Raw genomic sequence first — 13,020 nt, forward strand, 5'->3', positions numbered from 1 at the left:
GTATGTCCGATAAGAGTTATCAGCCCACGATCGCCGGCCTGCGGGCGTTCGTCGCTGTCGCCGAGAAGCGGCAATTCAGCAGCGCCGCAACGTCTCTCGGCGTAAGCCAGTCGACGTTGTCGCAGGCGCTGGCGGCGCTGGAAGCGGGCTTGGGCACCCAGCTGGTTGAGCGCTCAACCCGGCGTGTCTTCTTGACAGCGGAGGGCGCCGAACTGCTGCCGCGCGCCCAGGCCGTCGTGGAGGCGGCCGACGAATTCAGCGCCGCGGCGGCGGGCTCGGCGGACCCGCTGCGGGCCGGCATCCGGCTGGGGCTCATCCCCACGGTGGCGCCGTACGTGCTGCCGACCGTGCTGGCCGGCGTCGCCGAGGAGCTGCCGGGGCTCACGCTACGGGTCACCGAAGACCACACCGAGCGGCTGCTGGCGGTGCTGCGCGAGGGGGCGTTGGACGCGGCGCTGATCGCCCTGCCCGCCGAGGGCGCCGGCATCACCGCGATCCCGATCTACGACGAGGATTTCGTGCTCGCCCTGCCGCCGGGCCACCCGCTGGCGGGCAAGCGCCGGGTCCCGGCGACCGCACTGGCCGACCTGCCGCTGCTGTTGCTGGACGAGGGCCATTGCCTGCGCGATCAGGCGCTCGACGTCTGCCACAAGGCGGGGGTGCGCGCCGAGCTGGCCAATACCCGGGCCGCGTCACTGGCGACGGCGGTGCAATGCGTGACCGGCGGCCTGGGCGTCACGCTCATTCCGCAGAGCGCGGTGCCGGTCGAGGCGTCCCGAAGCCGCCTGGGCCTCGCGCAGTTCGCCGCGCCGCGCCCGGGCCGCCGGATCGGCTTGGTATTCCGCTCGTCCAGCGGGCGCGACGAGTCCTATCGCCGGCTGGCCGGGCTCATCGGCACATTGATCAGCAGCCAACACCAGGTGCGGCTGGTCAAATAGCGGCAGGGCGACGGTAAGTTCTGCCTATGGAAAAGGTGATCGCCGTGCTGAGGCGTCCCGAGCCGGATGACGCGTGGTGCGCCCGGCAGCGGGCTCACGTCGCCGACGCGCTGCTGCAATTGGGCGTCGCGGGGCTGCAGATCAACGTTCGCGACGGCGCGGTGCGCCACTCGCTGATGACGTTGACCACCTTGGACCCGCCCGTGGCCGCGGTGGTGAGCATGTGGACCCAGCAGTGCTACGGCGACCAGACCACGGCGGCACTCAAATTCCTCGCCCAGGAATGTGAGCAGCTGGCCGCCTACCTGGTGACCGAGTCGGTCCCGCTGACTGCGCCCCCCGTCGAATCCGGGTCCCGCACACCGGGTTTGGCCAACATCGCGCTGCTGCGCCGCCCCGCCGAGATGGACCAGGCGACCTGGCTGAACCGTTGGCAGCGTGACCACACCTCGGTGGCCATCGACACGCAGTCGACGTTCGGTTACACCCAGAACTGGGTAGTCCGGGCGCTCACCGACGATGCACCGGGAATTGCGGGCATCGTCGAGGAGTTGTTTCCGATCGAGGCCACCACCGACCTGCACGCGTTCTTCGGGGCCGCCGACGACGGCGACCTGCAAGACCGGCTTGGCCGGATGGTCGCCAGCACAACGGCATTCGGCGCCAACGAGAACATCGACACGGTGCCGACCAGCCGCTACGTGTTCGAGACGCCGTTCCGGGATTGAGGACCGCTCATGACAACACTCGACGAGGCAGTGGCGCTGGCCAAGGGAGAAAGCGGCCTGGCGGTGATCTCCACGGTCCGTGCCGACGCAACCGTGCAGGCGTCGCTGGTCAACGTGGGCCTGCTGCCGCACCCGGCGAATGGTCAACCCGTCCTGGGCTTTACCACCTACGGCCGGGTCAAGCTGGCCAACCTGCGCGCCAGGCCGCAGCTGGCCGTGACCTTTCGCAACGGGTGGCAGTGGGCGACCGTCGAGGGCCGCGCGGAGCTGGCCGGCCCCGACGACACGCAACCCTGGTTGGCGGACGCCGACCAGTTGCGACTGTTGCTCCGCGACGTGTTCAGCGCCGCGGGCGGCACGCACGACGACTGGGACGAGTACGACCGGGTGATGGCCGCCGAGGGCCGCGCCGTGGTGCTCATCGCGCCAACCCGCGTCTACAGCAACGGCTAGCCTCGCTAGGCTGCTCGCGTGACGCTGCAGATCGATGACGAGAACCGGGTGCGCACCCTCACGCTGAACCGCCCGGAGGCGCTGAACGCGTTCAACGAAGCGCTCTACGACGCCACGGCCGAGGCGCTGCTGGCCGCGGCGGAGGACCCCGAGGTCGCGGTCGTGCTGCTGACCGGCGCGGGGCGTGGCTTCAGCGCCGGCACCGACCTGGGCGAGATGCAGGCCCGCATCACCGATCCCGGCTTCACCCCGGGCAGGCACGGGTTCATCGGGCTGATCAACGCGCTCAGCGCGTTTCCGAAACCCCTGATCTGCGCGGTGAACGGCGTCGGCGTCGGAATCGGCGCCACCATCCTCGGCTATGCGGATCTGGCCTTCATGTCGTCGACCGCGCGGCTGAAGTGCCCGTTCACCAGCCTGGGCGTGGCGCCCGAAGCGGCGTCGTCGTATCTACTGCCCCAGCTGGTCGGCCGCCAGAACGCGGCCTGGCTGTTGATGTCGTCGGAATGGGTCGGCGCCGACGAGGCGTTACGGATGGGCCTGGTCTGGCGGGTCTGCGAACCGGACGAGCTATTGGCGCAGGCCCGTCAGCACGCCGAAATCCTTGCCTCCCGGCCGATTTCGAGCCTGATGGCCGTCAAGCACACGATGATGGAACCCGTCCGCCCGGAGATCGTGGCGGCCACCGCCCGGGAAAACGCGCACTTCGCCGAACTCATGGGCGCGCAAGCCAACGCGGCGGCCCTGGCCGACTTCAACAAACGCTAGAGCGACGGAGCCGTTTCCAGCTTCGCCTGAGCGGCGAGAATCGCGCGCAAGGTGCGCCGGCAGCGGCCGCAGTCACCGCCGGCCCCGCAGGCGGCGGCGATCTCTTTGGAGGTGGACGCGCCCTGTGCAACGACGTCGCACACGGTCTGGTTGGTCGCCCCAACACAGAGGCACACGTACATCAGCGCACCTCCTGCACGTCGAATCCCCTTCGTCGAGAGCTCGGTCAGCGGCTGCGATTCGTCCCCGAGGAGGCCGAAATCGCGGGTCGCTTATTAGCGGAGTCTAACCTAAGTTCGTAAGCCCAGTCTAACCTAACCAAGGGGTGACTTAGTTCACTCGGGGCGTCACTGAGTGCAGCCAAACCTTGCTGGAACATTCCCAGCGGCCGTGGCAAAGTGCTGCTACAGCCCAGGTTTGCGCGCTCCAGCCCAGCGCGCCCGCCGCGGCCACATACGACAGCCGCTCACACCATAGGAGTGACAATGCAAGGGGATCCGGAAGTTTTGCGTCTGCTCAACGAGCAGTTGACCAGCGAGCTCACCGCGATCAACCAATACTTCCTGCACTCCAAGATGCAGGACAACTGGGGGTTCACCGAGTTAGCTGAGCACACCCGGGCCGAGTCGTTCGACGAGATGCGGCACGCCGAGGCGATCACCGATCGCATCCTGTTGCTCGACGGGCTGCCGAACTACCAGCGCCTGTTCTCGCTGCGCATCGGCCAGACGCTGCGCGAGCAGTTCGAGGCCGACCTGGCCATCGAATACGAGGTGATGGACCGGCTCAAGCCGGCGATCATCCTGTGCCGGGAGAAGCAGGACTCCACCACCGCGAACCTCTTCGAGGAGATCGTGGCCGACGAGGAGAAGCACATCGACTACCTCGAGACCCAGCTCGAGCTGATGGACAAGCTGGGCGTCGAGCTGTACTCGGCGCAGTGCGTGTCGCGGCCACCCAGCTGACGCTCGGGCGCCGCCCTGCGGGGGTTTTGGTTGCCACCGGTTGACCGTGGGCACTCATTACCATCGAACGCCGTGGGAAGGCAGGCATGACGAGCGCGACACCAGCAGCGGCTCCGGCCGGCCACGCTTCAGAATCGCAACCCGGCAATGTCGCGGTCGACCCGCAGCGACGCAATTTCATCTTCGTGGCGATCCTGCTCGGCATGCTGATGGCCGCGCTGGATCAGACGATCGTGGCGACCGCGTTGCCGACCATCGTCGCCAATCTCGGTGGCGCAGGCCATCAATCGTGGGTGGTCACCAGCTACCTGCTCGCGTCGACCATCATCACCGCCCTCGTCGGCAAGTTCGGTGATCTGTTCGGCCGCAAGCGGGTGTTTCAGGCGGCCGTCGTGTTCTTCGTCGCCGGATCCGTGCTGTGCGGGTTGTCCAGTTCGATGGGCATGCTCGTCGCGTCGCGCGCACTGCAGGGCATCGGCGGCGGCGGGCTCATGGTCACCGCCATGGCCCTGATCGGCGAGGTGATCCCGCTGCGGGACCGCGGCCGCTACCAAGGCGCGATGGGAGCGGTGTTCGGTGTCACCACCGTGATCGGTCCCTTGCTCGGCGGCTACTTCACCGACCACTTCACCTGGCGGTGGGCCTTCTGGATCAACGTGCCGATCTCGGTCGTGGTCTTCTTCGTGGCGGCCGCCGCCATCCCCGCACTGACCGAACGCACCAAACCGGCCATCGACTACACCGGGATCCTGTTCGTCGGCCTGGGCGCCGCGGGCCTGACGTTGGCCACCAGTTGGGGCGGGACCACCTATCCCTGGGGATCGCCCATGATCATCGGCCTGTTCGTCGGCTCGGTGATCGCGTTGTGCATCTTTGCCTGGGTGGAAAGCCGCGCGGCCGAGCCGATCCTGCCGATCCGGCTGTTTCGGAGTTCGGTGTTCAGCGTCTGCTGTGGGCTGTCGTTCGTGGTCGGGTTCGCGATGCTGGGCGCCCTGACGTTCCTGCCGACCTATATGCAATTCGTCGACGGTGTCTCGGCCACCACGTCGGGCCTGCGCACGTTGCCGATGGTGCTCGGGATGCTGACCACGTCGATGGGCAGTGGTGTCATCGTCGGCCGCACGGGCCGATACAAAGTGTTCCCCATCGCCGGCACCGCCGTCATGGCGGTGGCGTTCTTTCTGATGTCGCGGATGGACCCGTCGACATCCGCTGTCGTGCAATCGGTGTTCCTCGTCATCCTCGGCGCCGGGATCGGGATGTGCATGCAGACCCTGGTCCTGATCGTGCAGAACACCTCGAGCTTCGACGACCTCGGCGTCGCGACCTCCGGCGTCACCTTCTTCCGCACCATCGGTAGCTCCTTCGGAGCCGCCATCTTCGGCTCGCTGTTCACGAACTTTCTGCACAGCCGGATCGGCCCGGCGATGATGACCGGCCACGCGCCGGCCGCGGGCGCCGCGTCGCCGGAGGCGTTGCACCGGCTGCCCCGCGAGGCGGCCGCCCCGATCGTCGCCGCCTACGCCGATTCGCTGACCCAGGTTTTCTTCTGGGCGGTTCCGGTCGCGTTGGTGGGGTTCGTGCTGGCGTTGTTTCTGCGCGAGGTCCCGCTCCAGGAATTCCACGACAGCACAGTCGATCTCGGCGATGCGTTCGCGATGCCGACCAGCGAGACACCGGACCAGATGCTGGAGAACGCGATCGCGCGGATGCTGCGGGGTGAAACCGGCATGCGGCTGCGCAGCATCGCGATGCGGCCTGATTGCCGGCTCGACGTCGCCGGGCTGTGGGGCGTCCTGCGGATCAATCGGTACACGCAGATGCACGGCACCGCTCGGCTCACCGACATGGCCGACTATCTGCGGGTGCCGTTCGAGGTTCTCGAGCCCACCTTCGCCCGCCTGGTGTCCGGCGGCTACGTGCAGCGCGACGGCGAACAGTTGTGGCTCACCCCGGCCGGGGCGCAACAGGTCGCCTACGTCCAGTCGCTGCTGTTGGCGTGGCTCGTCGACAAGCTCGCCCGGTCACCGGGTTTCGAAGGGCGCCCGGACCGCCGAGCGGTCGAGGCCGCGCTGGAACGCGTCGCGCATCGCGTTCTGGCCCAACGTGATTGGCGTGACGAGCAGCCAACCGTGGCGATCCCGTCGGCCGCTCGCTAGCGGGCACCTATTCGCATTCGCCGACACGCCCGACCCGGGTCCGGACGCGGGCGTACCATCACGCCATGAGCCGAATCGGAACATTTGCTGACGACGACCTGGCCGGCTGGTTTGCGAAGTCTCCGGATATCGGCGGCGCGCTGGGCGGTTTCAGCCAGGCGGTCTACACCAAGAACCGGTTGCCGTTGCGCACCCGCGAACTCGCCCGCGCCGTGATCGCCCACCGCAACGAATGCGTCGTCTGCGTCAACACCCGTGACGAAGACGGACCCGCGGCCGGCGTGGACGAGGCGCTGTACGACCACGTCCACGAATGGCGTACCTGGCCCGGTTACAGCGACCAGGAGCGGCTGGCCGCCGAGTTCGCGGACCGGTTCGCCACCGATCACACCGCCCTGCGCGACGACGAAGACTTCTGGAGCCGTTGCGCCGCACACTTCTCCGACGAGTTGCTGGCCGACCTGGCCCTGTCCTGCGCGCTGTGGGTCGGCATGGGTCGGGTGCTGCGGACCCTCGACATCGGCCAGGCCTGCAAGCTCACCATCCCCAGCCGCGGCTAGCTTCCCGCCCGCGGAGGCCGGGCAACCGGCGATGACGCACGCCCGGGCACAAATGGCGCCGCGGCGATGTTGCGGGGTGGGTGAGAGAACTCAGCGGGAGGGGCCGATGAAGATTCGCTTCGGCGTCGGTCTGGGCGCCGATACCGCGCCGGATCAACTGGGCGCCATCGTCGATCACCTCGAGGCCGGCGGGGTGGACTCGCTGTGGTTCTCCGAACTGGTGTACTCGCCGGCGGTCGATCCGGTGGTCGGCATGGCCTACGCCCTCGCGCGGACGTCCCGCCTGAAGGTGGGGACGTCGGTGGCCGTGCTGCCCGGGCGGCATCCGGTGCTGGTGGCAAAGCAGTTGGCGTCCCTGGCGGCCGTCGCGCCCAAGCGGGTGCTTCCGGTCTTCGGTCTGCGCTCGGCGATACCGGCAGAACGCGAGGTGTTCGTGGTCCCCGCCGGCGAGCGCGCGGCGGTGTTCGACGAGTCGCTGCGACTGCTGCGTGCGGCGCTGGTCGAAGAGTCGGCGACGTTCAGCGGCCGGTACTTCAGCGTCACCGATGTGTCCGTCGCCCCGAAACCGAGTCCGCCGCTGGACATCTGGGTTGGCGGTTCGGCGCCGGCGGCGTTCCGGCGCATCGGCGAGCTCGGCGACGGCTGGCTGGGCAGCTTCCTCACCCCGGCGGAGGCGCGGGCCGGACGCGAGGCGATCGAGCGGGCGGCCGCCGACGCCGGTCGCAGCATCGAACCCGACCACTACGGCATCTCGTTAGCGGTCGCCGACGGGGAACTGCCCGCCGAACTGGCCGCGGCGGTACGCCGGCGACGCCCGGACCGCGACCCGCGCGAGCTGATCGCCGCCGGGTGGGCTCAGCTGCATCGACAACTCGACGCCTACATCGAGGCGGGACTGACGAAATTCGTCATCCGGCCGGTGGGCAAGGCGCCGATGGACGGCTTCGTCGATCGGTTCGTCACCGAATTGGTCGCCCGGCAGAACTGAGCGTGCGGGTGGGCCGTTTACCGTACGGGGAGGCCCGGGGTTGGGAGAATGACTGCCATGACCGGCACACCGCTGGCCGCCGCGGCCATTGCCCAGCTGGAGGCCGAGGGCGTCGACACGGTCATCGGCACCGTGGTGAATCCCGCCGGGCTCACCCTGGCCAAGGCCGTGCCGATCCGGCGGACCGATACCTTCGCGGATCCCGGGCTGGGGGCCAGCCCGTCCTGGCACGCGTTCGCCATCGATCAGACCGGCATCGCGTTCACCGCCGAGGTCGGCGTGGTGGGCGACCAGCGTCTTCGTATCGATCTGTCCGCGTTGCGCATCGTCGGTGACGGCCTGGCGTGGGCACCCGCCGCGTTCTTCGCTCAGGACGGCACGCCGGTTCCCACCTGCGGCCGGGGTACGTTGCGGCGCCTCGAGGCCGCGCTGACCGAAGCCGGCATCGAGGCAGCGGTCGGGCACGAGATCGAATTCCTTCTGGTCGGCCCGGACGGCGACCGGCTGCCGTCGACGTTGTGGGCGCAGTACGGCCTGGCCGGCGTGCTGGAACACGAAGCGTTCGTGCGCGACGTGATCGGGTCGGCGACGGGCGCCGGCATCGCGATCGAACAGTTTCACCCCGAGTACGGCGCCAACCAGTTCGAGATCTCGCTGTCACCGCAGACCCCGGTGGCCGCCGCCGATCAGCTGATCCTGATGCGGCTCATCATCGGCCGCGCGGCCCGCCGCCACGGGCTGCGCATCAGCCTGTCGCCCGCGCCCTTCGCCGATGGCGCCGGATCCGGTGCTCACCAACACTTTTCGCTGGCAACCTCGGGTGGCCGGCTGTTCTCCGACGGCCCCGCAACCCACGGCATGACGGAGGCGGGGGAGAGCGCGATAGCGGGTGTGGTCCGCGGCCTGCCGGAGGCCCAGGGCGTACTGTGCGGCTCGATCGTCTCCGGCTTACGGATGCGCCCCGGCAACTGGGCCGGCGCCTACGCATGCTGGGGCACCGAAAACCGGGAGGCCGCGGTGCGATTCATCGTCGGCGGCCCGGGAAGCCCGCGCGGCGGCAATGTCGAGGTGAAGATCGTCGACCCGTCGGCGAACCCTTACCTCGCCTCCGCGGCCATCCTCGGCCTCGCCCTGGACGGCATCAAGTGCCAAGCGGCGCTGCCCCCGGAGGTCACGGTCGACCCCGCCGTCCTGTCCGATTCGGACCGCGCGCGCGACGGTATCGTGCGACTGACCGATTCGCAGGCCGAAGCGATTGCGGCCCTTGATGGTTCAGAGGCGATGCGCCGCATTTTGGGTGATCCGGCGGTCGACATGGTGGTCGCGGTGCGCCGTCTCGAGCAGGAGCGCTACGGCGACCTGGCGCCCGAACAGCTGGCGGACAAATTCCGCATGGCCTGGAGCCTGTGACGGCGCGCTCGTGATGGTTTCCGACGCTCGCGCCCTGACCCAGCACATCGGCGAAGTGGCGCTGGTCGATCAGCATGTCCACGGTTGCTGGCTGACGCCGGGCGACCGGCCGCGATTCGAGAACGCACTCAACGAGGCCAACAGCGAACCCATCACATATTCGGGCTTCGACTCCCAATTAGGGTTCGCGCTTCGTGCGCATTGCGCACCCGTCCTGGGGCTGCCCAAACACGCTGAACCGCAGGAGTATTGGGAGCGACGCAGCCGATTCGAGGGGGAGGAGCTGGCGCGGCTGTTCTTGGCGGCCGCCGGCGTGAGTGACTGGCTGGTGGACACCGGGATCGGCAGCGATGATGTCGCCGGGGTCGCCGACATGGCCCGGCTGTCCGGTGGTCGTGCGCGCGAGGTCGTCCGTCTCGAGGAGGTGGCCGAGCAGGCCGCGCGGGCGCCGGGTGACTACGCGGCGGCCTTCGAGGAGATCCTGCACCGACGCGCGGCCGGTGCGGTCGGCACCAAATCGATCCTGGCCTACCGGGGCGGGTTCGACGGCGACCTGAGCGAACCGTCGCCGGCGCAGGTCGCCGACGCGGCGGGCCGCTGGCGCGAGCGCGGCGCCACCCGCTTGCGCGACAGGGTCCTGTTGCGGTTCGGGTTACACCAGGCGCTGCGACTGGGCAAGCCACTGCAGTTCCACGTCGGGTTCGGCGACCGTGACTGCGACCTGCACAAGGCCAATCCGATGCTGCTGCTTGACTTTCTGCGCGAGGCGGCGGATGTCCCGGTCGTGCTGTTGCACTGCTATCCCTACGAACGCGAGGCCGGCTATCTGGCCCAGGCGTTCAACAACGTCTATGTCGACGGCGGTTTGAGCGTCAACCACCTGGGGGCGCGATCACCGGCATTCCTTGCCCGATTGCTGGAGATGGCGCCGTTTTCCAAGATCCTGTATTCGTCCGACGGGTTCGGCCCGGCAGAGCTGCACTTCCTCGGTACGGTCCTGTGGCGCCGGGGCATTGATCGGGTGCTGCGCGAGTTCGTGGATCGCGGCGACTGGAGCGAGGCCGACGCCATTCGGGTGGTCGACCTCATCGCCCGCGAGAACGCGGCGCGCATCTACCGCGTTTGACCGCCGGCGACGTCGGGGTATGCCTCGCGTCATGGCGACCGCGAAGGGCGTCTTGAATTGGGCTCGCGACAAGGTCGTGTCGTGGGTGCCTAAAGCCGACCTTGACCAGCGGGATCCCGATTACATCCGCGATCAGCTGCCCGGAACCTGGTTGCTGGCGTCGTTCTATTTCCGGGCGGACGTGCGTGGCCTCGACCGCATTCCCGCCGAGGGACCGGTGCTGCTGGTGGGCAACCACAGCGGCGGCAACGTGCCGCCCGACACCTTCGTGTTCACCCTCGCCTTCTGCTCCTATTTCGGCGTCGAGCGCCCCTTCTACCAGTTGGCCCATGACCTCGTCGTCTCCGCCCCGCCGCTGGGAGCGTTGCGCAAATTCGGCACGGTCGCCGCTAACCCCGAGAATGCCCGTCTCGCACTGGATTCCGGCGCCGCGCTGCTGGTCTACCCCGGCGGTGATTACGAGGTGTTCCGACCCTCGTGGGAACGTCACAAGGTCGACTTCGGCGGGCGCACGGGCTATGTCAAGCTGGCCCGCGAGGCCGGGGTACCGATCGTCCCCGTCGCGAGCATCGGTGGGCAGGAAAGCGCGCTCTTCCTCAACCGCGGGCAGTGGCTGGCCAAGTTGCTGAAGGCCGACAAGTTGCTTCGGCTCAAGAGCATCCCGATATCGCTGGCGCTGCCCTGGGGACTCAACATCAGCGACCTGGCGGGCCACATACCGTTGCCCACCAAGATCGTGATCGAGGTTCAAGACCCGATCGAGGTCGACGGCGACGATCAAGCGGTGCACGACAAGGTGATGGCCTCCCTGCAGGGGGGCGTCGACCGACTGGCCGCCGAACGACGATTCCCGGTGATCGGCTGATGCGCGTCGAACGCCGGTGCGTCATCAACGCCGACCGTGCCGCCGTCTGGAAAATCGTCAGCGACCCGGACTGCTACCCGTTGTTCATGGCGAACCTGGAGCGATGGGAGTCGTCGAACGACAAACCACCGGGCGTCGGTGCGCGGTACACCGTCCACTGGAAAATCGGCTCCGTACCCGTTGGCGGGTTGATCGAGGTGGTCGAGTTCGACGACGGCCGAGACCTCGCCTGGGTGGGACTCACCGGCGTAACGCTGCGCGGGCGGATGCGGTTGCGCGACAGGGGCGACGGCTGCACAAGGGTGACATTTCGGCTGTCGTATCAGGCGCCCGGGGGAATACTTGGGTATATCGCCGATCGGATCGCCGTGCGCCAGGTGGGACGCACACTGACGGAAACGTTGAAACGCCTCCGGAAACTGGCCGAGTCGTAGCCGCGAAAAGCGTTGTCAGACCAGCGCCGAGGCGTCGAACACCCAGCTCACGTCGCCCGTTGCCAAGCCCTCGAAGTGGTTGGGGGGAGCGAAGGCCACCAGGCTGTTGAAGTCCCAATAGTCTTTCCACACAGTCACTTTGCCGTCGATGACCTGGTGGACGGTCACGAACCGCAGCACGCCCTGCTCGCCGGTGGCGAATGTCCAGGTCTCGGAGTGCTCGTAGAGCACGTCGGAGCCGTTAGACACCAGCACGCCGGTGTGGTTCTCGTAGCCGGCCAACTGCTCGAGACCCATCCTGAGGCGTTTGACGATGTCGTCGGGCCCACGGGCCGACAGCGCGGGAACCGGCATGTCGACGTAGAGGCAGTCGTCGGACAGGAAGGTCTTGATCGCTTCCCAATCGCGCCGCGAAAGGGCCTGCCACAGCCCGCGTACGACATCCTCGACCGCGATCATAGATACCTCTGTCATAACGGCACATAAAACTCCGTTGCCGCCCCGGTGTCAATAAGTCGGGTGATACCCGCGGCGGTGGACCGCTAGCTGTACTCGGCACTCACATTGGTGACAGTCGGCTGATCGGGGGCTGGCCTCCGATTGCTGAGTGGCGGCGTTGATTGTTGTAGTGCTGTAGCCAGGGCGCAAGGGCTGCGCAGCGGGCGTCGTTGGTGATGAACACCTGCCGGTAGGCCCATTCGGTCTGCAGGGTGCGGTTGTAGCGCTCCACCTTGCCGTTCTGCCAGGGACAGTGCGGCTTGATGAAGACGTGCTTGGCGCCGAGACCGGCGATGACTCCGGCGACGTCGTTGGATCGTCGGTAGCTGAAGTGGTTGTCAGTGATCACGCGTTCGATGGTGGTGATCCCGCAGGTGCAGAAGTAGTTGGCAGCGCGGACCAGAAATGCTGCGCAGGTGGCGCCCTTCTCGTCGGGAAGGATCTCGGAATACGCCAAGCGGGAGTGGTCGTCGATGGCTGAGTGCACGTAGTCGTATCCGATGCGAGCTTTCTTGGCGAGGCTGCTTCGGCCCATCTGCGGACCGTGAGCCTTCCATCCGCCGCCGTCGGGTATACGTCCAATCTTTTTGACGTCCATGTGAATCAGCTCGCCGGGACGCGATCGCTCGTAGCGCACAGTGGTGGCTTTTGATGCTCGGATCACCGCCCCGGTCAACGGGTCGCAGTCACGCAAGTACGGCAGCTGGTGGCGGCGCAGGATCGCGCTGACCGTGCGGGCCGGCACGCCCAACTCGTCGGCGATCCACTGCTGACCACGGCGTGCCGAGATGCGCAACGCGACGACAGCGGACTCCACATCGGGTGGTGTGCGGTGCGGGCAACGATGGGGACGCGAGGACCGATCAATCAGGCCAGCAGAACCCTCATCGAGAAATCGGCGCACCCATCGATAGACACATTGCCGAGACACACCGAGCTCGGCAGCGACGTGAGCGGGTTTACGTCCACCGGTGAGGACACGATCGACGAGAAGTTGTCGACCGTGAACGGTCAACCGAGCATTACCGTGAGACACGAGGACCTCCGTGCGCGAGTAGAGACGTCAGACATCTCCACTAAGCCCGGAGGTCCTCCCTTCCGACAGCTAAACCGTCAACAATGTCCCTG

General features: G+C 67.6%; 15 protein-coding genes. 12 read left to right on the plus strand and 3 right to left on the minus strand.

What is annotated here, in order from left to right; all coding sequences use genetic code 11:
- The first annotated feature begins 2 nt into the window (after positions 1-2).
- From B9D87_RS06000 to B9D87_RS06015, 4 genes are read left to right on the plus strand one after another with little or no spacing between them, the layout of a single operon-like run.
- On the plus strand, positions 3-938 hold the full coding sequence (locus B9D87_RS06000; protein ID WP_007771304.1) for a hydrogen peroxide-inducible genes activator: 936 nt from the start codon (positions 3-5) through the stop codon (positions 936-938).
- 26 nt (positions 939-964) lie between these two features.
- A complete protein-coding gene (locus B9D87_RS06005) occupies positions 965-1,666 on the plus strand; it encodes an EthD domain-containing protein (RefSeq protein WP_007771303.1) in 702 nt (233 codons plus the stop codon).
- 9 nt (positions 1,667-1,675) lie between these two features.
- Positions 1,676-2,119: a TIGR03618 family F420-dependent PPOX class oxidoreductase gene (locus tag B9D87_RS06010; protein WP_007771302.1), complete on the plus strand. Its 444-nt coding sequence runs from the start codon at positions 1,676-1,678 to the stop codon at positions 2,117-2,119.
- A gap of 18 nt (positions 2,120-2,137) precedes the next feature.
- Positions 2,138-2,887: an enoyl-CoA hydratase/isomerase family protein gene (locus tag B9D87_RS06015; RefSeq protein ID WP_007771301.1), complete on the plus strand. Its 750-nt coding sequence runs from the start codon at positions 2,138-2,140 to the stop codon at positions 2,885-2,887.
- Here the strand turns inward: B9D87_RS06015 and B9D87_RS06020 are convergent.
- Positions 2,884-3,069 carry a (2Fe-2S)-binding protein gene (locus B9D87_RS06020; RefSeq protein ID WP_007771300.1) on the minus strand — a complete coding sequence of 62 codons (186 nt, stop codon included), beginning with the start codon at positions 3,067-3,069 and terminating at the stop codon, positions 2,884-2,886. The genes B9D87_RS06015 and B9D87_RS06020 overlap by 4 nt on opposite strands.
- Before the next feature lie 303 nt (positions 3,070-3,372).
- Here B9D87_RS06020 and bfr point away from each other — a divergent pair, with 303 nt between their 5' ends.
- The 8 genes from bfr to B9D87_RS06060 all read left to right on the plus strand — a co-directional run bounded on the left by bfr (position 3,373) and on the right by B9D87_RS06060 (position 11,394).
- Positions 3,373-3,852 (plus strand): bacterioferritin, encoded by a 480-nt coding sequence (bfr, locus tag B9D87_RS06025; protein ID WP_007771299.1) that lies wholly within the window; start codon positions 3,373-3,375, stop codon positions 3,850-3,852.
- 86 nt (positions 3,853-3,938) lie between these two features.
- The gene (locus B9D87_RS06030; RefSeq protein WP_007771297.1) at positions 3,939-6,011 is read left to right on the plus strand and encodes an MDR family MFS transporter; all 2,073 of its coding nucleotides are present in this window, start codon (positions 3,939-3,941) and stop codon (positions 6,009-6,011) included.
- 65 nt (positions 6,012-6,076) lie between these two features.
- The gene (locus B9D87_RS06035; protein WP_007771295.1) at positions 6,077-6,571 is read left to right on the plus strand and encodes a carboxymuconolactone decarboxylase family protein; all 495 of its coding nucleotides are present in this window, start codon (positions 6,077-6,079) and stop codon (positions 6,569-6,571) included.
- Between the two features lie 106 nt (positions 6,572-6,677).
- A complete protein-coding gene (locus B9D87_RS06040; RefSeq protein ID WP_007771292.1) occupies positions 6,678-7,559 on the plus strand; it encodes a TIGR03854 family LLM class F420-dependent oxidoreductase in 882 nt (293 codons plus the stop codon).
- A 57-nt stretch (positions 7,560-7,616) separates the two neighbouring features.
- The gene (locus B9D87_RS06045) at positions 7,617-8,969 is read left to right on the plus strand and encodes a type I glutamate--ammonia ligase (protein WP_007771291.1); all 1,353 of its coding nucleotides are present in this window, start codon (positions 7,617-7,619) and stop codon (positions 8,967-8,969) included.
- Positions 8,970-8,982: 13 nt separating this feature from the next.
- Positions 8,983-10,095, plus strand: a complete 1,113-nt coding sequence (locus B9D87_RS06050; protein ID WP_040629858.1) for an amidohydrolase family protein — start codon at positions 8,983-8,985, stop codon at positions 10,093-10,095.
- A 31-nt stretch (positions 10,096-10,126) separates the two neighbouring features.
- On the plus strand, positions 10,127-10,960 hold the full coding sequence (locus B9D87_RS06055; protein ID WP_007771277.1) for a lysophospholipid acyltransferase family protein: 834 nt from the start codon (positions 10,127-10,129) through the stop codon (positions 10,958-10,960).
- The gene (locus B9D87_RS06060; RefSeq protein ID WP_007771276.1) at positions 10,960-11,394 is read left to right on the plus strand and encodes an SRPBCC family protein; all 435 of its coding nucleotides are present in this window, start codon (positions 10,960-10,962) and stop codon (positions 11,392-11,394) included. Before B9D87_RS06055 ends, B9D87_RS06060 begins: the two co-directional genes overlap by 1 nt.
- 15 nt (positions 11,395-11,409) lie before the next feature.
- Here the strand turns inward: B9D87_RS06060 and B9D87_RS06065 are convergent, their stop codons facing one another.
- Positions 11,410-11,853 (minus strand): nuclear transport factor 2 family protein, encoded by a 444-nt coding sequence (locus B9D87_RS06065; protein ID WP_007771275.1) that lies wholly within the window; start codon positions 11,851-11,853, stop codon positions 11,410-11,412.
- Between the two features lie 100 nt (positions 11,854-11,953).
- Entirely contained in the window at positions 11,954-12,928 is a 975-nt protein-coding gene (locus B9D87_RS06070) for an IS481 family transposase (protein ID WP_040629854.1), read from the minus strand.
- Between the last annotated feature and the right edge of the window lie 92 nt (positions 12,929-13,020).

The sequence above is a fragment of the Mycobacterium colombiense CECT 3035 genome (genome assembly GCF_002105755.1).
Taxonomy (GTDB): domain Bacteria; phylum Actinomycetota; class Actinomycetes; order Mycobacteriales; family Mycobacteriaceae; genus Mycobacterium; species Mycobacterium colombiense.

Excerpts from the sequence above, each read along its gene's own strand:
- B9D87_RS06000 (WP_007771304.1), top strand. The coding sequence starts at position 3 with ATGTCCGATAAGAGTTATCAGCCCACGATCGCCGGCCTGCGGGCGTTC.
- B9D87_RS06005 (WP_007771303.1), top strand. The coding sequence starts at position 965 with ATGGAAAAGGTGATCGCCGTGCTGAGGCGTCCCGAGCCGGATGACGCG.
- B9D87_RS06010 (WP_007771302.1), top strand. The coding sequence starts at position 1,676 with ATGACAACACTCGACGAGGCAGTGGCGCTGGCCAAGGGAGAAAGCGGC.
- B9D87_RS06020 (WP_007771300.1), bottom strand. The coding sequence starts at position 3,069 with ATGTACGTGTGCCTCTGTGTTGGGGCGACCAACCAGACCGTGTGCGAC.
- bfr (WP_007771299.1), top strand. The coding sequence starts at position 3,373 with ATGCAAGGGGATCCGGAAGTTTTGCGTCTGCTCAACGAGCAGTTGACC.
- B9D87_RS06030 (WP_007771297.1), top strand. The coding sequence starts at position 3,939 with ATGACGAGCGCGACACCAGCAGCGGCTCCGGCCGGCCACGCTTCAGAA.
- B9D87_RS06035 (WP_007771295.1), top strand. The coding sequence starts at position 6,077 with ATGAGCCGAATCGGAACATTTGCTGACGACGACCTGGCCGGCTGGTTT.
- B9D87_RS06040 (WP_007771292.1), top strand. The coding sequence starts at position 6,678 with ATGAAGATTCGCTTCGGCGTCGGTCTGGGCGCCGATACCGCGCCGGAT.
- B9D87_RS06045 (WP_007771291.1), top strand. The coding sequence starts at position 7,617 with ATGACCGGCACACCGCTGGCCGCCGCGGCCATTGCCCAGCTGGAGGCC.
- B9D87_RS06050 (WP_040629858.1), top strand. The coding sequence starts at position 8,983 with ATGGTTTCCGACGCTCGCGCCCTGACCCAGCACATCGGCGAAGTGGCG.
- B9D87_RS06055 (WP_007771277.1), top strand. The coding sequence starts at position 10,127 with ATGGCGACCGCGAAGGGCGTCTTGAATTGGGCTCGCGACAAGGTCGTG.
- B9D87_RS06060 (WP_007771276.1), top strand. The coding sequence starts at position 10,960 with ATGCGCGTCGAACGCCGGTGCGTCATCAACGCCGACCGTGCCGCCGTC.
- B9D87_RS06065 (WP_007771275.1), bottom strand. The coding sequence starts at position 11,853 with ATGATCGCGGTCGAGGATGTCGTACGCGGGCTGTGGCAGGCCCTTTCG.